The organism is Burkholderia sp. PU8-34 (assembly GCF_053427725.1).
The window spans coordinates 123,331-142,499 of record NZ_JBSAXC010000011.1 but is presented as its reverse complement, the minus strand read 5'-3'; the positions used below and the strand labels follow the sequence as shown (position 1 = coordinate 142,499).

Genomic DNA, 19,169 nt, shown 5'->3' with positions numbered 1-19,169 from the left:
ATCAGGGCTCGTCAGCCTCCTCCCGTGCCTCGCGCTCCAGTTCCGCCAGCCGCAGCGTCACCCCTTCGCGCCGGTCCACCGGACCCCGCCGCGTCGGGTGCGTCGTCGCGTGGATCGCCTTCAGCTTCCCGATCGCCACGTGCGTATAGATCTGCGTCGTCGACAGCTCCGCGTGGCCCAGCAGCGCCTGGATGAACCGGATGTCCGCTCCGTTCTCCAGCATGTGCGTCGCGCACGCGTGCCGCAGCGCGTGGCACGCCCCCTGCATCAGCCCCGCCAGCCGCATATACCGCCGCACCAGCGTCGCCAGCCGCGACGGCTGGTACGCCTCCCCGTAATCCGTCAGGAACAGCGACCAGTCGTCCGCGCGCACCATCAGCCGCGGCCGCACCTCTTCCAGATACCGGCCGACCCACTCCCCGGCCCGCGCCCCCAGCGGGATGAACCGGTCCCGCTTGCCCTTGCCGCGTCGGATCCACACCGTCCCCTGCTCAAGGTCCACGTCCGCCAGGCTCAGGTGGCACAGCTCCATGCGCCGCATCCCCGTGCTGTACAGCACCTCCAGCATCGCCCGGTCGCGCACCCCCGTCACCTCCGACAGGTCCGGCTGCGCCATCAGCCGCGCGATCTGTCCCACGCTCGGCACGCTCTTCGGCAACGATTTCGGCGCGCTCGGCAGCACCAGGTCGGCCGCCGCGTTGTGCTCGATCACTCGCTCCCGCGACAGCCACGCGCACCAGCTGCGTCGCGCGATCGGCGGAATCCGCGTAATGCACCTCGATGACGACGAGCGCAGGCGCGTCGCGAGAGGGCTTTTCTGACGCATCGGGCGCAGATACGACAACGCCCGCTTACGCGGGCGTCGATATGGGCGTTAGCAGCAACGGATCGTCACTTGGCAGCCTCGGCTTGCTCGGACTTCAGAACAGCCAGCTTCGATTCTTTCACGCCGTCCTGCCCGGTCGTGTCGTCAACGAGCTGTAGCTTGCTGCGAGCATACATGATGCCCATCTTGACCTCCTGCCAGACGTAATAGATCTTTCCGGCTACCGTATCGACATCCAGCGTCGAGTCGTTTTCCGCCTTCGAGACCAACTGGTGACGACCAGGCTCAACTTCGCTGTACAGGTAAGTCTTCGCGGCCGTATCGCCCAGAATCTTCCCGTCCAGCGTCACCGGCATCTTGATGGCCCCGCCCATGCTTTCGTTCCGATACACGTAAATCGCCGCCTTCTCCTGCGGGGTTTTGAACGTCTTCAGCTCAGCATCGCGTTGTGGATCGCCCATCGGCACCGATGCGCAGCCCGCCAGAATCAAAAACGAAACACCCAGTGGGATCGATTTCTTCAACTGCACTTCATTCACCTCGTTTATTGTCATTCAATACTAAAAAAATTCACCGACAGTCACCCCAGCAAACGGCACTCTAACAATCCGGAAGCACGAATTCTCACGATCAATTCTTCAGAGATATCAACCTTTTGAGCCCCCGGATCCGCCAACCCAGATCTAACAATTAACTCAAAGTCCTCTGACGGATCGTCCCGTATGTCATCCTCTGGCTCCGGCGTTCCCAGTAGGGCATATCGCAATCCGTCGCGCTCAGCCACGTACGCCGGATATTCGTCGAAAGCTCGCTGAGTCTCTTCCTGAAATTGGAGTTGATCTAGGGCTCGCCCGAGCAGCGCCGCAGTCTCGGACAATGTGCCGCATGGCTCAATAACAATGTTCGCAAAAACGTTCATAGAATCAAGAGTCATGGCTTATTCGGATTAAGGAAGAAGTATTGGGCATCATTTTTCTGCTGAAGCCGCTGAATCTCATTATGAGTAAATATGCGGAACGTAAATGGCTCGTCGCGCAACCCAGAAAAATCAATACTCTGTCGAAGGGATGTATCAATCGATCTCTAAATTACAGAGACCGCGCCGATGTCTGCGCCGCTACGGAAGCGCGTACGACTATTGAAATCCGTAGCCAATTTGTCGCTCACGATGAAAGCATCAACGTCAAAACTCTGGGTATTGAACGGGATGCTTCCCTTATGTGGCCCAGTAATCCCGCGCGCCAAACTTCCTCGGAATCCGACAAGTCCATCGGGATCAAGTCGTGAAATTGTTTCGAGATGGGGCTGCACGACCTCCCCCAATCCGCTCACAATACCTTCACGAGTTACAGAACCAAGTCCACCAAACTGTCCGCGACGCACACTAGCAACGGAAGCACCAGCCCCACCTCGTGGCGCCCAAAGTGCATCGAGCGGCCCAGCCGCATCAGCAACAAGCCCCGCGTACCTAGCGTTCCCCGTAGCCTGGATTGCAGCATTCGCCATCAACCCGCCAATAGGCTGCGAGCCCTGCGTCTCCATGAAACGCATGAACGCGGCGTCTGTACTCGCGCGCGAAGCGGCTGCGTCCATCGGCACCAGCCTGGGGCCCGGCCTGCGGATCCAGGTGCGGAACCTGATATGCCGACATCATCGCGTCCGTGCGGATCGATGCGTCCCGACCCAGTTGCTTCAGGAGATTGTTATCCGCGACCTGGATACCCGGTAAAGCATCCGAGAACTGCGCTTTAAAAGGCTGTCCAGCGAGCACTGTAGGAGCCGCCGGAGCGCCTCCTCCAACGCCATACAACACTGATGCGTTGCTGTAAGACGTCGGCGTCGTGTCGACCAGACCACCGTATGCGCCATACAGCAACGCGGCATTGCTATACGTCGACTCCGGCGCTACGAATCCGCTGCCAACACCGCCCAAGCCACCGGGCAGAATCTGGCCGTTGACCGCTGCAATCGCGTCCTGCGTGCGCCGCGTTGTCGAGTCGACCGACGCGGCTTGGACGTTGTTGACGACCATATTGCCAACGGTACTCGCCACGGCATCGGCCGCGATTGCCCCGATGTTACGACTCCGTGCTCATTACCTCTGACGGTAGTCGTAACGGATGCAACTTCACATCTCAACCGGCAGCGTCCCTTAACGCGGAAACCTTCCACTCAGAAAAGCTTGCGAAGGAATAGCTACGTCCCGAATCATCGAGTACAAGCATGCAGACCTTAGGATTACCCGATGTATCGTCCCCATCGAAGCACGCAACGTCCCCACGGCCGTCATCGACCTTTGCAAACGGTATGAGATTTCGTCCGTCACACTGCCGAACCGAATAGGCGAGCTTACCCGCCTTAGAGTTAGCGTCAATAAACCACCATGGCCCTAGATCGGGATACTCTCCGGTGGTCGCGAAATCCTGAATTTCACTTGGGTAGACAAAGCCGGCGGGCAGTTGCTCACTGGCATAGAGTTCGAATTTGGACATCGTTTGCATCCTCAATACTTCACAACTGGGTCGTAAATTGACCCATACGGGAACCGTACGGACCAACTCGGGTTCATGCCTGGATAGGTCGCATTTTGGATGGTTTTGTTGATGCGCAGCCGTGCAGCCTCTCCCCATGTATCCGGAACGGTGCCCTTTTCGGTCAAAGACAACTGCCTAACCGGGTCAGTGATAGCCTCATTAAAACCGCGCACATTTGCCTCGACGTCAATACCAGCCCGGCGCGCTGCAAGCACCCGTGTATTGTCAATCGAAGCAAGGGTTCCATCCGGCATTGCCACGACATCGATAGGCTTACCAACCCAACCCTCAGTTGACATACTTTTCACCAACGTATCCAAGTTGTAGCTCGCGCCTGCTTTGCCGAATGAAACTGAGCTTTGAGTAAAACTAACTCTAGTTGGATCAAGCGTCTGCAGGCCAAGCTTACCCGTCGATACCACACCGATATTTTCAGGCACGGCATTGAGCACCATGCCCATTCTGGCGGTATAGGCGTCAACCATCGGCCCAGCCGCTGGCGCGGCCCATGCCAGCCCTTTGAGCGCTGCTCCGGCCATCGGTGCCGCCCCGGCAACCATGCCAAACTCAGTCAGCGCGGCTCCACCGTAGCTCCCGTCCGATACCTGCTGCGCAAAGGCACTGCGCCAACCGCCTGTCGCACCGCTCGCTGCCGAGAACACGTCTCGATACTGATTACTCAGTTCAATCAGCGGATCGGCAATGAACTCGCCAACCGCCCGTACGCCTACGCCGATCCGCTCCGACAGTGGTGCTGCCGTCTCGAACACAGTACGAGGGCTGCCCGCGACACCACGCCAAAATCCGCCTTCAGTTTTCGTCAACGCCGGGCGAGTATCCCCATCAGCCCAACTCCGGGCGCCTTTCCCCAGATCAAACCCAGTCGCATCGTCCGACCAGTCGTTCGCTCCACGACCCAAATCGAATCCAGCGAGACCATTGCGAGCCGCTGCTGCTTGACGCGCAGTTATAGCCGCATGTTCGGCGCGTTGCTGAGCCAGTGCCAAGTTTGCCGAGCCCGCAAACTCAGACCCGAGTTGCTGTTTGAGAGCCGCATCTCGAGCACGCGAAGCGGCGAGTGTGTCATTGGCGAATTGACCGAACTGATCCTGCAGTCCGCCAACAAACGCTTGCTCCCGAAGCCCTGCATCCAGTTGCAGATTCCAGTTCGCCTGGGTCGCAAACTGCTGTCCGGGATCACCACCATAGGCGCGGACCGCGTCGGCCGTCATCGCATTGACGTCGCCAACTGGGCCGTACAACGAGCTTGCGCTCGATGTAGGCCGGTTCGCCATGTTGTCCGCGACCATATTGCCAATGGTACCGGCAACCGCGTCCATCGTAATCGCGCCGAAGTCCCGGCTGAGGCTTCCGCCACGCACCAGTGTACTCGCCACACCCGCACTCAGGCCACCCGACACGCCGCTCACGAACTTGCTCACACCCGCGCTATAGCCCGCGTCGGCCGCAGCCGACCCTACCGCCTGCCCCGCGCTGTACCCGACGCCCGACGCAATCGCGCTGGCCGCCACGCCCTTCCAGTCGAACCGATCCTGCAAGCCCGTCGCCACACCGAGCCCTTGCGTGGCTACCGAACGCACCGCACCCTGGAGCACTGCAGCCTGGAACCCATTTGACGTGCCTGAACTGGCCCCGCCAGCAGTTCCGGCCACGGCTGGCGACATCGCACTTGTCACGCCTCCGGCCACCGCCCCGCTCACCGCCCCCAAGGCAACGCCGTTCCAGTTAAAGCCGCTTTGCTGGCCTCCTGCGATCATCACGCCCTGGCTCGATACCGCGCCTACGGTGCCAGCCACTGCGCCCGCTCCAACCGCTCCCGCTGTCGTTGCGGCCGCTCCGCTGAACCCGACCGACGTTGCAAGCGACGTGGCATAGGGTGCAAAGGTGCCGTAGGAGACCACTGACGCCACCACCGCCACCACCACCGCAATGATCGACGCCAGCCCGCCACAGCCCCCGTTCTTCCCCGGCGGCGGCGGCGGATCCGGCAGCGTCGGCTGCGTGTTCCCGATCGCCTTGCCCGGGTCGTACGGCTTGAACGTCTCCGACGTGTTGTGGACGTTCGTCACCTTGTTCGGAATCTTCAGGATCTGGCCCGCTTTCAGCCCATCCTCGCCCTTCAGTCCGTTCGCGTCCGCAAGGATGTACCACAGCGTCGCATCCCCCCACACCGCCGACGCGATCGACTGCAGTGTGTCTCCCGTGCGCACCGTCCAGCTACCCGACGCCGGCCCCGGATACGCGTTGTCGATCCGCATGAAGTTCTCGTCGAAGTCCGCCGTACTGACCGGCTTGAAGATCTTGTAGCGCTCGTCGCTGCCCGGCCCGAGTTGCCCGGCCAGTTCCTGCACGTAATCGACGTGATCGATCCCGTCGTTGCCGACGTTCCCCACCCGGTGGCCATTCAGGTAGTAGTACTCATGCTTGTAATTGCCTGCCGCGCCCAGCACCTGCCAGTTGTCGCCCCAGCGCACCTGCACCAGTTCGTCGCGCCGCAGCACCTGCCCCTGCTGGTCGGTCCAGTACGTGATCCGCCGCGACTTGTCTGCCTGCTCTCCGCCGTCGTCGTACACCGTCTTCAGGTTGCCGTTGACGTCGTATTCCATCAGGCTGCGTGCCGGCTTCCAGCCCGGGCGCTCCGGGTTGTCCGCCTGCGACACCACCGACTTCTGCTTCGCGCTGTCCCACCACTCGTACGTATACGTCGTCGTCACCGACGTGCCGGGCCCCGTGGTCGGCCGCTGCTCGACCCGCGTCACCGTCCCGTCGGCCATCCGCGTGTACGTGGTCGTCTGCTGCGCGACCTTGTCGCGTTCGGACCTCAACTGGCCGTCGCCGTCCCAATCGCGCTCCAGGTCCACCAGCCGCGTCGTGCCGTCCCGGTCGTACGACCTGTAGCGCGTCACCCGCCCCATCGCGTCGTTGGTCCGCTCGGCGTACCGCTTCCCGTTGATCGTCTGCGTCGTCAGGTAGCCATTCGCGTCGTACGCGTACATCTCGGTCCGGCCGTCGCTCGCGTACCGCGCCAGCGTGCGCTCGCCCGCCGCGTTGTAACCGAGCTGCACGCCGTCCGATCCCGCACCGCCGATCACGATCGAGACGCTCGCATCGTCCGCGCTCGTCGCCCGCCGGCCCGTCGACAACTGCCCCATCGACACCGTGAACCGGTTCAGTTGATCGTATTCGTACCAGTACTCCTGGTAGGTCTGGTGGTTGTCCAGCAGGTCGTGGTATTCGGCCAGCATCCGGCGGCGGTTGCCCACCGCGTCGTACTCGTAATACACGTTGTATTTGAGATCGCGGATCGCCGTGACACGGTTCATCGCGTCGTACTCGACCACCGTCCGCGCGAACACGTAGTTGTCCGCGATCGACCGGAACCGCTCCTGCGTCCGGTTGCCATTCGCGTCATACTCGTACAACGCCTCGGTGCCCGTCCCGCGATCAAGCACCTTCCACACCATGCTGTTCGAGTAATAGTCGTACTCGATGTCCTGGCCCGTTTCCGCACTGCTTTGCCGGGCGAGCAAGCCCGCCCAGTTGTACGCGTAGACGAAGGTATGGCCGCCCAGGTCGCGATGCCACGTGACGCGACCGTAGATGTCCATGTGGTCGACCAGCGTCATCCCGTTCGCGTCCGTCGTCGTCAGCGCCCAGCCGCCGCCAACGGTCGTCCCGACGCTGCGGATGTTCGATGCCCACAGGTAGTCGTACGTGACCGTGCGGCCCTCGGCCGACACCGTGCGCGTCACCCGTCCCTCGTTGTCGTAGTAGATCTTGCTGCGGCCGCCCAGTGCGTCGGTTGTCGCGATACGGTTGCCCCTGCGGTCATACTCGTAGCGCTCCGTACTGCGCTGACCGTTCGCCAGCACCGGACGGTCGACCTGGATCAGGTTGCTCCACTGATCGTAGGTGTAGTCGGTACGCCGCCCGAGTTCGTCGGTATAGACACGCATATTGCCGCGCGTGTCGTAGCCATAGGACTTGCTGTAACCCTGCGCGTCCCACGCCCGAGCGACAGCCGGTTGCGCCAAACCGTAGTTCCACTGCTGCGTCGACAGGTTGCCGTTCGCATCGAGCAGACCCACGAGATTGCCCGTCCGGTCGTAATAAAACGTCGTCTCCGGCCGGGTTTCCATCTGGAAACCGTTGGAGAGCGTGACCGACACGGTCGGCTCGCGCTTGAGGACGAGGTTGCCCTGAATGTTGTAGACCAGCTCGCGGACGTTGGTTTGCCACTCGCCGATCGTGCCGTTCCGCTTCTGGGTGAGCCAGATCTCCGACGAAACCTCGCCGAATGCGTTGTACGTCTGGAAACGATCGATCGTCAGATCACGACGCGTTTCCGTGTCGCGGATCTGCTGGTCGATCTCGACGTTGGTTGCCGAATTGTTGCGCGTGCCGGTATTGAAGAAACCTTCGCGGTCCGCCAACACGTTGCCTTCCGCGTCGACCGCGAGATAGTAGTACTCGTAGTCGACCTGCGTCGGAAGGCCGCTGGCGTCGAACAGGAAGCGGCCCTGATCGTCGCGCGGAACCTCCGCAAACGCGTACTCGGCACTGTAGTCGCCAACGGTCTTCGGCGCCGGACGGTAGTACAGCTTCAGCATCGCAGCGTCGACCGGGTGGTCGTTCGCGTCGATCGGACTGAACTGCAGGATGCTGGGTGTTTCGCTGCCGGTCAGTTCGACGGTAAGGCCCGGGCCGGTTTCACCGCCCGTCGTCGTCTCGCCGATCGTGACGTTGCCGCGACTCATCGTCAGCGGCGTGCCGGTCGCGTCGAACGCGGTAAAGGTAATCGCGTAGGCGTAGGAACCCGCGCCGAGCAACAACGCCCGGGTATCCCAGACGAACTCGCCGTTCGCCATCCGGTTGATCCGGATCGTCTCCTTCAGGCCATTGCCTTCATAGGTCAACAGAATCCACTCTGCAGCAGTTGGCTGCGACGTAAACGTCACAGTCGTGCGTTTGTCGGCGAAATAGGCCAACGAGACCACTGGCGGATGGCCATCGCGCAATGCAACCTTGCCTTCGACAATGTCGAGTACCTGGCCGAATCCGTCGAACAACGTCAGCGCAACGTCGTAATCGCCCGCGCCGAGCCGACTGAAGTCGAGCGAGAATGCGCCATTGCCGCCGTTCCGGCCCACATCGATTGTGGTCCAGCCGTCGGTCGCCCCTTGGGGCCGAACACGCAGTTGCGCGCTCGCCGCAAGCGCCCGATTCGACGCGCTCAATGAATAGACATCAAAGACGCCAGGTGCACGCCAGAAGTAAGTTCCCGTCGCATCGAAATGCACGTCCGGGCCTGAGTACGGCGAATGCTGGTCAAGCGGATTCGGTGCCACATGGCCCGAGGCAGGAATAGTGATCGTATATTGGTCGCGGCGCTCAAGCCTTCCGTCAGCACGCGTCGACACATACCACATCTCGTATGCGCCATAGGGCAGATTCGCGGTGTCGACCTGATACGTTCTACCCGATTGGTCGCCCCCGCGCGGCAGGATGCTAAACGGATCGTTGGAACCTGCGGGGCGATAGTAGACAACACCGCGTCCGCCTTCCGGCATCGTGGCCTGTGCGAACGTAGTTAAGTTCGATGCGGCTTCAAGCGTTGCAGCTTGATTCAGAATACTTGAGTCCCATGTCTTCGAAGGAGGATACAAGGTTGCGTCCCGATCACTCTTCGATCCAACCGAATATAGCTGCCCAGATTTCTCGATTTTTCCAAGGTGAACATCACCTCCCCCGCTGCGAGGGATCAAATAGATATCGACACTGTACGAAAAACTTGATGCCCACGCATCGACAGTAATGCCATTGGTAGCCTTGCTAAACGTTGTTCGCTTAGTCAGATCGACCGGAATCGTGACAGGAATCCCGGAGGGAAGAGATGCCGCGCTTATCCCATACGTTTCGTTGTATGAGTTTTCCCCAGAAGATCCTGGCCTCCCACTAATCGAATAGGATCCTCGTACAACGATGTCATATGCGCCATATACATTAGTCAGATCGGGGACATTTACTGTGAGCGAACGGACCACCACACCATCTTGAAAATAACCGCTTGAGACACCCTGCCCCGCAAACCACATATACTGATTCGCAGTCACCTCCCAATCGGCAGTAACTCCAGCATTGACAGGGACTCCACCAGCCGATACTCCCGCCACCTCACTTGTAGCCGGCCCATCAATCGGCCGCGCCGGCGCATCAAGCCACCCCCGCACCGTCAGCAGCGTATCCGCAAAATTCCCGCCTTCAATATCGATGTCCACTGGCCGGAAAGTCACCTGCGGCGCGCCCATCCACACCTTCGGCTGGGTGATCTGCACGACCTGATTGCGCGCGTCGTACTTCGTGAAGGTCTGATTGAGCTGCACATCCGTCAGGATGTCGTCGATCGCATATTTGCGCAGATCCGCCTGCATCGACTCGACCTTCAGCGTCGCATTCCCGTTCTTGTCGTACATGAACACGTGCGAGATGCCGTCGTCGAAATTCGTCCGAACGACCTGGCCCGCGTTGTTGTATTCCGCGTACTCCTGCCACTCGCCGCTTGGCGTCCCCACCGACGTGCGCCGCGCGATCACTTCGCCAAACGCGTTGTACTGCAACTCGCGCGTCGGGCCTTGATCGACCATCTTGCCATTGTTGGGATCGTACGATCGAGTGACACGTGATACTTCCCGGCCCTCTGCGTCGTACGTGATCCGCGTCCGAACGTCGATCGTCCGGCCTTCCGCATCCACGTTGGTAAAGTCAATGTTCGTGACATTGCCGGCTGCATCGTAACCGGTAAAATACTCGCTCCCTCCCATCTCGTCATAGCTGTAATACAGACGATCGCCGTTATACGAGTACTGCCTGTAGTAATCCGTCTTGCCAGACGCGCCCAGTCCCTCCTCGGCGATCACACGTCCCAGCCCGTCGTAAGTAAACTTCGTCGTCGCTCGCACCAGCCGATTCTGATAGTCCGCGAACTGCGGCATCTTCTGCTCCGTCAGCCGGCCAATCAGGTCGTACGCGAAGTCGTACTGGCTGCCGTTCGCGTCCACTTTGCGCAGCAGGTGGCCTTCAGCGTCGTACGTGTATGCGGTCCGCGCGTCGCCGAACTGCTCGGTCAGCCGACCGTTGTTGTCCACGGCCGCATATCGGACCGCTGTACGCGTCTCGCTCAGCATCCGCCCGTTCAGATCCCATTCATGGTTCGTGACCCGGTCGTCGCCGTTGCGCTGCCACGTCTGAATCAGCATGAACGGATCGCTCGCCGCCGAATACGCGTCCTGGTAGCGCTGTGCGAATTGCGTTTCCTGCAACACGTTGCCGTTTGCGTCGCGCTGCCACGCGATACCGTAGCCGAGCGCGTCGATGCGCAGCGCCTCGCTGCCCTGCGCATCGTAGTAGTGAAAGATCCGGCTCCCGTAAGGATCCGTCTCGATTACCACGTTGCCTTCCCCGTCGTAGCGCCACGTCCGGACGATTTCGCTATTGGACGCGATCTCGTAGGTATTGCCGGCTGCGTCATTCATCCGGCCCGTCGTCACGTTCATCACACGCGACTCGATCAGCCGATTGTCGGCGTCGTACGCGTAGCGCGTCTCGCGCGTCTTATCCGTTCGTGCGGGCTCCACCGGCGGCAAGGCGCCCACCGGCACAGGAACGCGATCCGCGAACACACGTTCCCGCACCCGGTTGCCGACGCCGTCGTATCCGTACGCCGTGTAGGTGCCGGTCGGGCTTACTTGCGCGATCAACCGGTTCAGTGCATCGTAGAACAGCCGCGCCTGGGCACCATTCGGATCGGTGATCGACGTGACATTGCCCTGTGCGTCGTAAGTGTGTGTCTCCGTCGGCGTCGGCGTCGGGCTGGTCAGCGCGTAGCCGGTACGGATAACCTGGGTTTGCCGATCAAGCAGATCGTAGACGTAGCTGATGGTGCGGGCTCCGATCACAGCGTCCGCCTCGATCGTCTTGGTCAGATTGCCGCGCGCGTCGTACTCGAACCGGTTCACAACCGGCCGCCTGCTAGCCAGGATCGGCAACGTTTCTGACGTTTTCCGGCCCAGCCGGTCGTATGTGTAGCTGAACTGCCCGCCGAGCTTGTTCGTATAGCTCGTCCGGTTACCGAACCCGTCGTACGCGTAATGCTCCGAGTAGCCCATCGCATCGGTCGACTGAATCAAGCGGCCCAGTTGGTCGTACGTCAGCGTTGTAACCGCGTTCCCCTGCGTGACCTTCACCGTGTCGCCGAATGCGTTGTACTCGGTGCGCACGATCGCATCGCCCGGACCGTAGGTCGCGATCACGCGATTCTCTGCGTCCACCTGGAAGCGCATTTCATGACCGTTGCGATTCGTGGTCGAGATCCGGTTGCCGAACGCGTCATAGCCGTGCGTAACCGTATAGCCAAGCGGATCGGTTTCCGTGAGGACCTGACCATTCGCATCGTACGTATAGCGCGTGGTGTACAGCGCCATCAGCATCGCGCGCACGCTGTCGCTCAGGTCGGCCGCTTTTGCGACAACCCCGTGCGCCAGCCGCTCCGCCACTGCCCAGTCCGTATCTCGCGTGACCAGTTCCAAGCCGCGCGGATCGGTCACGGTCAGCAACCGTCCCATCGCGTCATACGTATAGCGCGTGCTGACCGCAAGGTCGGTACCTGCCGCGCGCGTTTCCTGCAACAAGCGTCCTGCGCTGTCATATTCGCGATGCGTGGTCACCGCCTGATCCGTGCCATAGGCGACGACCGTATCGATCGCCTGCCCCAGCGCATTCAGCACGTCATGGGTGACGAAACCCAACGCATCGATCGTGTCCGACAGGCGGCCAGCCGAATCGTAGCGGTATTGCGTGACCACGGCATCGGCTGGCGGATTCGCCGGGAAACGGTTATCGAGTTGCGTGACGGACAGGGAACGGGCAGCCGAATCTGCCGCCGAATAGCGCACGGTCGCGACCAAACGGCCGGCGGCATCGAAGCGACTGGCGCTCACGTAACCTTCCGCATCGATCGCATAAGCCAGGCGATTCGATGCGTCATAGGCCCATGTGGTAACACGGTCGGTGGTCGGGTTGGCGGCCGTCGCCAGCCAAGCGGTTACGCCCGGCTCGGTCGCCTCGCCCGTATACCGCGTCGCGAGTTGGAGCTGCTCGATCAGATTACCGCTCGCGTCGTAACGGTTGGCCGTTACGTAACCAGACGGATCAATCGTGAAAACCGGCCGGTTGGCTGCGTCAAACACGGTGTGCGTCGTGCGGTCGTGCGCACTCGTTTGCAGCGCGGCCGTCACGTCGAGCGCCGACATGATGCCACCCGCCGCGATCGCGCGCGCATAGCCAGTCGTTGCGATCACGTTGCCGTTCGCGTCGTACGTGAACGCCGTTACGTTGCCGATACCGTCGACCACGTAGCGCAACTGGCCGTCGGCGTCGTGAGCGTACCGAACGATCTGGTCTTGCGGCGTCGCCGTCACATGCACGGCCAGGTCGGAAGCTTGAACCGGATCAGGCAAGCTCGCAAAGTCGAGCGGTGTCGAATAGGCGCGACGCAGCACGACGCGCCCTTCCGCGTCGAACACCTGCTCCACGGCCGCTCCGGTCGGATCGACCGACAACGCCTGGCGCCCCTCCGCGTCGTACGCGAAGCGGGTCACAACGCCTGCCGCATCCGTGGATGTCAGGACATTGCCGTTCTTGTCGTATGTATAGCTCGTCGTAAGCCGCAAGCCGGCAGGGTCGACAATCTTGCTGACCAGGCGTCCGGCCTTGTCGTACACGTGCTCGGTCACGCGTTGTGCCGCGCTTCCGGCGCCTTCCATTACCGTCAGGACATTGCCGAGCCCGTTATACGTGAACGTTGTCGTCAGGTTCAATCCGCCCGGATCCTGCACGATCGCGACGGTCTGCCCATTCCGGTCATAGCGCGTTTGCGTCACCATCCCGGACGGATCGGTCACGCTGATGACCTGACCTTTTGCGTCGTAGACATACGTCGTGACGAGCCTCAGGCCATTCGGATCAACCGTCCGCGACAGCACCCGCCCCGCTGCGTCGTACGACAGCAGCGTCTTGATTCCGCGCGCGTCGCTTACCTCGATCAGATGACCTGCCACGTCGTACTTCTGTGTTGTCGTTCCGGCCGGCGCCGCCACCTCGACCAGATTGCCGTCCAGGTCGTATCGATACGACGTGGTGTTGCCCCGCCCGTCTGTCAGCGCAACCATCTGACCTGACTCGTCGTACCTTGTCGTGGTTCGAACGCCTTCCGGCGTGGTCACGCTGATTTCCCGATCGAACGGCGTGTAGGAATACGACGTCGTTTGGCCCGCTCTGTCCGTGCTCGTCAGGACATTGCCGAACGCATCGTAGGTCAGCTTCGACTGAGCGCCGGTTCCATCGGTCACGACAACGACGTTGCCGTTCCGGTCATATTGCTGCTTGCGGACGACACCGCTCGCATCGGTACTTTGAACCGCGCGACCGAACGCGTCATAGACCACCGACGTCATCAGATTCACGCCGCCGACGTCGTGTTTCTGCCGCACGACCACATTGCCGCGCTTATCAAAAGCGGACGATTCCCGAACGCAAACGCCCCCCGAGATTTCCTGCAAAACGGAAGACCGCTCGCCGAACGCGTTGTACTCATAGAACGTACTGAAGCCCTGCGCATCCGTTCGCTGCGTGAGGCGCCCGGCCGCGCTGTACGCGAAGCGGGTGACCGAATCCTGATCGCCGCCCAATGCGTCGAACGTCGCTCGCAAATCCGTAGTCAGGACGCCGCCATCGAGTATGGCCAGTGCACTCGCAGAGACGCGAGTGGCATAGACCGTCGTCTGCGTCTGGTCGCCAAACGTGTCGTACTGGTACGCCACCACCTCGCCCATCGGACTCACGACATGCGAAAGACGACCCATCGCGTCGTAGTAGTACAGTGTTGCGTTGCCGTTCGCGTCGATCTTCGCGACACGGTTGCCCGCCGCATCGTAGCGATACGTGACACCGTACTGCGACCAGATGGCATCGATTTGCGCTTGTGACGGATTCGCGCCAAGCGCCTGAAGTTTTGCCGTTCCTTCGCCGGCCAATTGTCCGACGAGCCGCCCCTGTGCGTCGTGGCGGTACGACTGAGCGCGATGCCGTGCCGTCTCTGCGATCAGGTTGCCCTGATCGTCGTAGGCATAGCGGCTCGTCGTGTCACCGCTCGACGAATACTCGGTACGTTCGATCAGGTGGCCGAGCGCGTCGTATGCATAGATGGTCCGCCCCAGTTCGCCGGGCGTCGATGCCTGCGCCAGTGCTGACGCGACGTCGAACGTGAAGCAAGTCGCGATCAAGCCGTCCTTGCCGGACATGAACCACGGCGTGACCGGAATCGACTGCCCTTGCTGGTCGTCAAGCGTGACGTCGCTTATCGTCATCTCGCGCCGAATGCCATAGCGGAACTCGATCGTGTGGTTCGCGAGCGGTACGGCGCTGCTGATTGTCACCGCATAATTCTCAGCCGCGCCCGGTTTGATATGTACATTCCCGGCCCTGACACCATCGACCACAATGTCGACAATCATCGGCACACCCGCACTGGCCTTGAAGCTGAACGTCATCTGCTGAGGCGCGCTCAGTTGTCGCGAGTCGATCCGCTGCCCCCGCACGCGTTCTACCACGTTGCCGAACGTGTCGTACCGGTAGCGCGTCACATAGCCTTCGCCGTCCACCTCGGCAATCAGGTGGCCGCGGCCATCGTAAACGTAATTGACGTGAACATCCTGCGCGTCGCCCGACGGACGCAATGACATAAGGGTTCCGCTCGAGCGCCGCGACGCATCGGTGGCTCTCGAATAGCGAACCGTCTCGATACGCTCTCCCGCTCCGTTGTAGCGATATTCCGTCAGGTATCCTGACGTATCAAGTTCGCCGACCAGCAGGCCGTCCGCATCGTAGAAATAGCGTGTCGTACGATCGTTCTCTGAATCCGGCGTCGGCAAGCCGTTCGACGGCGGCGCATTCGGGTCGACACGATTTGCATACACCGTCACCGAGATCGGGCGACCACTTCCGTCGTACTGAGTCTGCGTGACCACCCCATCCGCGTCGACAGTATGGTCGATCCCGTTGTTCGTGTAATATGCCCGGACAGAACGATCACTCGCGCTCGCCGGCGGCCGCAGGCTGTCCAACATCAGCATCAGCGGCGCACCCTTCACCGCCATCACCGGACTGCCGTCCGGATTAGTTAGCGTCGCCAGTTGCGCTTCGCTCAGTTTCGCTGCGTAAGTAATCACGCGTTGCGGTCTGGCAGATGTGGCGTCGTATACATATTCGGTGAGCGTGCCGTCCGACGCTAACTGCGCAATAACGTCTCCTCGCATGTTGTACAGCGAATGCGTGTCCTGGCCATTTGCGTTCTTCGTCATCCGAAACTGGCCGTTTGCATCATAGTAATTGCGCACCTGCGAGACGATCTGTCCGGCAAACGAGTTCGTCACCGCGATCAGCTCGCCCGCCGCGTTGTACGCCGACGTCCGTGTCAACCCGTTGCTGTACGTGACCGCAACGGTGTGCTGCGCGTCATCGTACTGATACAGCGTCTGCACGCCTGCAAAATTCGTGGTGCTCAACAAACGGCCCAAGCCATCGTAGGCGAACTGCTCGACCTTCTCCTGACCGGGCGTCCCGACAATGTGCTGAAGCAGGCGACCGGCAGGATCGTAGACGTATCGTGATTGGCTGATCTCGCCCGACGCATTTCCGCTGCCGTCTTCCAATAGCTGGGCGTAGCGCGTCACACTGGACACGTTGCCACGATAGTCGTACGCGAAATCTGCGCGTGACGCATCGCGTGGGTTGATGCCGGCCACCCAGGCATTCAATTTCGCCTCGTTCGGCTGGTCCCCGTCAAACATTGCACTGAGGTTGTATGCCGCCGCCGTATACTTGAGTTCCGAGATCTTCTGTCCTGCGGCGTTGTAGCGAAACTCGGTGATACGTCCCTCGCTGCTCACCACATACCGAAGGCGCCCTTGCGCGTCATAGGCGTAATGGGTCGTACGCGACGGTTTCGCGGGATCATTCTTGTCGTAGACCAGCTCCGTCAATAGTTCGTTGTTGGGACCATAGGTCCGCGTGATGTCGGCCGAGGCATCGGACTGTCGGACCAGGTTGCCGGCCCCATCGTAGGTCAAATTGAGTGTCTTGCCGGTCGAGGAACCGACTGTTGACAGGTATCCTCCGTGCGCGTCGTAGCTGAACCACGTCCGCTCGACCTGACCGTTTAACGACGGCGCCGATTGGATCAGCGTCAACCGCCCCTGCGCATCGTAGCTGAGGATTTTTTGATAACCCAGCGGGTCCGTCACGGTTGTCTGGTTCTTCATCGTGTCGTACGACAGCGAGGTCACTCGCATCACACCGCCGTCGCCGCGCTCCGAAATCGTCGCCACGCGATAATCGCCGTCGACCTGCACATACGCAAACGCCACCTGTGCGCCGTCAGACTGCGTGATCGACGCGATCCGACTGCTCGAACCGTCGTACGTGTAGGTCGTCGTGAAGACGCGACCGTCCGCGATGCTGTTGTCGTCCGGGCTCAGATCCACGATCACCTGTGACAGTCGGCCCTGGGTGTCGTACGTGTAGTACACGCCCGTCGAAGCAACGACGCGGCCGCTCGCTTCGCGGGTTACGGTGCGCAACGTCTCAAGCTGCCCCGCCGCGTTGTAGTCGAGATTCGTTACATCGCCGCCTGCCGTGATCACCTGCGACAGCCTGCCCGCTGCGTTGTAGACATAGCTGACCGTGTTGCCGTCCCGGTCCCGACTCGAGACCAGCCGACCGTTTTGTGACGCATCGTACGTTTCCGTCAGGTTGCCCGAACCGTCTCTCCATTGCCAGGTGTTCGATGCCGCGTCGAACTGCAAGGTCGCACGCGCCGCTGTTGGAACCGCATCTGCATGAGCGGCACCGGAAGCGAATGTTATGTTCGCGCCGGACCACGCCGTCGACACGTAGCTATTTCGATACGCCTCGTACTGGAAAACCGTCGTCGAACCATCCCAGTCCGTCAGCGTCACCGTGCTGCCTATCGTACTCAACGTACCGGTCAGGCCCGTCACGGTTCGCGTGCCCCCCGGGCGCCAATTGTCGCCCGTCACTTGGCCCAGGCTGTTGTAGGCGCGATAAATCGCGCTAATCACCCCCTGACCCAGCAGCATCTGGTCCCGATCCTGAACGATCAGGTTTCCCGTCGCCGCATTCACGTAGATCTGCTCGCCTGTCTGGCCAAACGACGCACTCCCCAGCTTGCCGTTATCGCCCAACCCCAATGCCGATGACGCCTGCAATCCGAGTCCGTTTCCCGTGACGATCGAAACCATATTTGCCTCTAACTTGTTCGAATTTGTGATGGCACGCGAATTCATTCGCCCAAAAACAAGTTATCCGGACTTTGAAATTTTCGTTTAGCAATTCGGGTTATTTTCATACAAGTACTAAAAAAATCACCGATTCCTCTGCGAAATCCGCGCGCCAAAGCCGCCCTCATTGACAACATCATTACGTTCGGCATATAAGCCGGGAGGAGTGCTAACTCAGACAACCGCTCTTCGGGAAAAAGTAAATATGCCGCTTCCAGACAACGACCGTGTCTTGCGTCTCCAGTCCTACCTCGGGACAGATCCGATGAACCGATCGTTGAAAATCGATCTTGCACATGCCGCATTCGATGCAGGACAGTACGACCTATGCGACAAAATGCTCGGCGAATTGCGACACGAGCGGCCGCATTCCAGCGACCTCCTGAACCTCGAAGGACTCAACGCACTGGGGCGCGGCCAACCCGAACGGGCCGCTGAAGTCTTTCGCGCGATTGCTGCAAAGACTCGAGATCCGGTAATCCAGTACAACGAAGCCTACGCGCTGTCGTTGCTCGGGCGATACGAAGAAGTCCTCGACACCCTGACCGTCCCCGTCCTGGCCGCGATACCATCGGCCGCGGCACTACGCATTCGGGTTCTGCACCATCTGCAGCGATTGGATGAGGGCATCGCACTTGGCGAGCGGTATGCCGACACACAATCCGAGATCGCGGCGCCCTATGCCGTGGCGCTGTTCGATGCCGGAAACGCCGACAGGGCGCGCAAATATGCTCTGCAAGCAGACGGCTCCGTGGATGCATGGGTAATTCTCGGCCTGCTCGATCTGGAAAGCGGCGCCGTCGACAGCGCCGAGCAAAGATTCGCCAAAGCCCTCCTGTATCAACCCTCGCACGCCCGCGCGCTGCTTGGCATGGGGCTTGTGTTGATGGCGCACCGAAAGTTCGATGCCGCCGCCGAAACGCTTTCGATCTCTGCTCACTCGTTCCAGTCACACGCGGGCACGTGGCTAGCTGCAGGCTGGGCATTTCTGTACAAACAGGATTTCCCGGCAGCACGCCGTCATTTCGATGAGGCTCTTTCTCTTGATCGAACCTTCGCCGAGACACACGGGTCACTTGCCATGCTGGATCTGAAGGAAGGCCTCCTCGACAGCGCACGCACCCGCGCCGATACCGCGCTCCGGCTCGACAACGCATGTGCATCCGCCGCACTGGCACTCAGCCTTCTCCTGTCCGAAGAAGGCGATCCGATTCGCTCGAGAGCAACGCTGGATGCCGCATTGGCAACACCGTTCGGCACTGACAGTCGAACGCTCTTGCAGAGAATGTCGACATATACAAATAGCTCACGCGACATCGAGTGAGCCATCGAATCTGCCGCCGTTGCGATAGACCTGGAGCAAAACAGGCCTAT

At 60.8% G+C, this 19,169-nt stretch carries 8 protein-coding genes; 2 read left to right on the top strand and 6 right to left on the bottom strand.

Annotation, left to right across the window (positions count from 1 at the left end; all coding sequences use genetic code 11):
- Nucleotide 1: 1 nt before the first annotated feature.
- From ACV22Z_RS24535 to ACV22Z_RS24525, 3 genes are all read right to left on the bottom strand, one after another.
- A complete protein-coding gene (locus tag ACV22Z_RS24535; protein WP_448078872.1) occupies nucleotides 2–712 on the bottom strand; it encodes a tyrosine-type recombinase/integrase in 711 nt (236 codons plus the stop codon).
- Between the two features lie 179 nt (nucleotides 713–891).
- Nucleotides 892–1,356, bottom strand: a complete 465-nt coding sequence (locus ACV22Z_RS24530; RefSeq protein ID WP_448078871.1) for a DUF2846 domain-containing protein — start codon at nucleotides 1,354–1,356, stop codon at nucleotides 892–894.
- 50 nt (nucleotides 1,357–1,406) lie between these two features.
- Complete coding sequence (locus tag ACV22Z_RS24525) at nucleotides 1,407–1,760, bottom strand: hypothetical protein (protein ID WP_448078870.1); 354 nt, start codon at nucleotides 1,758–1,760, stop codon at nucleotides 1,407–1,409.
- 26 nt (nucleotides 1,761–1,786) lie between these two features.
- Between ACV22Z_RS24525 and ACV22Z_RS24520 the strand changes: the two genes are divergently transcribed.
- A complete protein-coding gene (locus tag ACV22Z_RS24520) occupies nucleotides 1,787–2,113 on the top strand; it encodes a hypothetical protein (protein ID WP_448078869.1) in 327 nt (108 codons plus the stop codon).
- 181 nt (nucleotides 2,114–2,294) lie between these two features.
- Here the strand turns inward: ACV22Z_RS24520 and ACV22Z_RS24515 are convergent, their stop codons facing one another.
- The 3 genes from ACV22Z_RS24515 to ACV22Z_RS24505 all read right to left on the bottom strand — a co-directional run bounded on the left by ACV22Z_RS24515 (nucleotide 2,295) and on the right by ACV22Z_RS24505 (nucleotide 17,756).
- Nucleotides 2,295–2,858, bottom strand: coding sequence for a hypothetical protein (locus tag ACV22Z_RS24515; protein ID WP_448078868.1), 564 nt, complete (start codon nucleotides 2,856–2,858; stop codon nucleotides 2,295–2,297).
- A gap of 103 nt (nucleotides 2,859–2,961) precedes the next feature.
- Nucleotides 2,962–3,318, bottom strand: a complete 357-nt coding sequence (locus ACV22Z_RS24510; protein WP_448078867.1) for an SMI1/KNR4 family protein — start codon at nucleotides 3,316–3,318, stop codon at nucleotides 2,962–2,964.
- Nucleotides 3,319–3,329: 11 nt separating this feature from the next.
- On the bottom strand, nucleotides 3,330–17,756 hold the full coding sequence (locus ACV22Z_RS24505) for a LysM peptidoglycan-binding domain-containing protein (protein ID WP_448078866.1): 14,427 nt from the start codon (nucleotides 17,754–17,756) through the stop codon (nucleotides 3,330–3,332).
- Nucleotides 17,757–18,060: 304 nt separating this feature from the next.
- Here ACV22Z_RS24505 and ACV22Z_RS24500 point away from each other — a divergent pair, with 304 nt between their 5' ends.
- The gene (locus ACV22Z_RS24500; RefSeq protein WP_448078865.1) at nucleotides 18,061–19,119 is read left to right on the top strand and encodes a tetratricopeptide repeat protein; all 1,059 of its coding nucleotides are present in this window, start codon (nucleotides 18,061–18,063) and stop codon (nucleotides 19,117–19,119) included.
- Nucleotides 19,120–19,169: the final 50 nt, after the last annotated feature.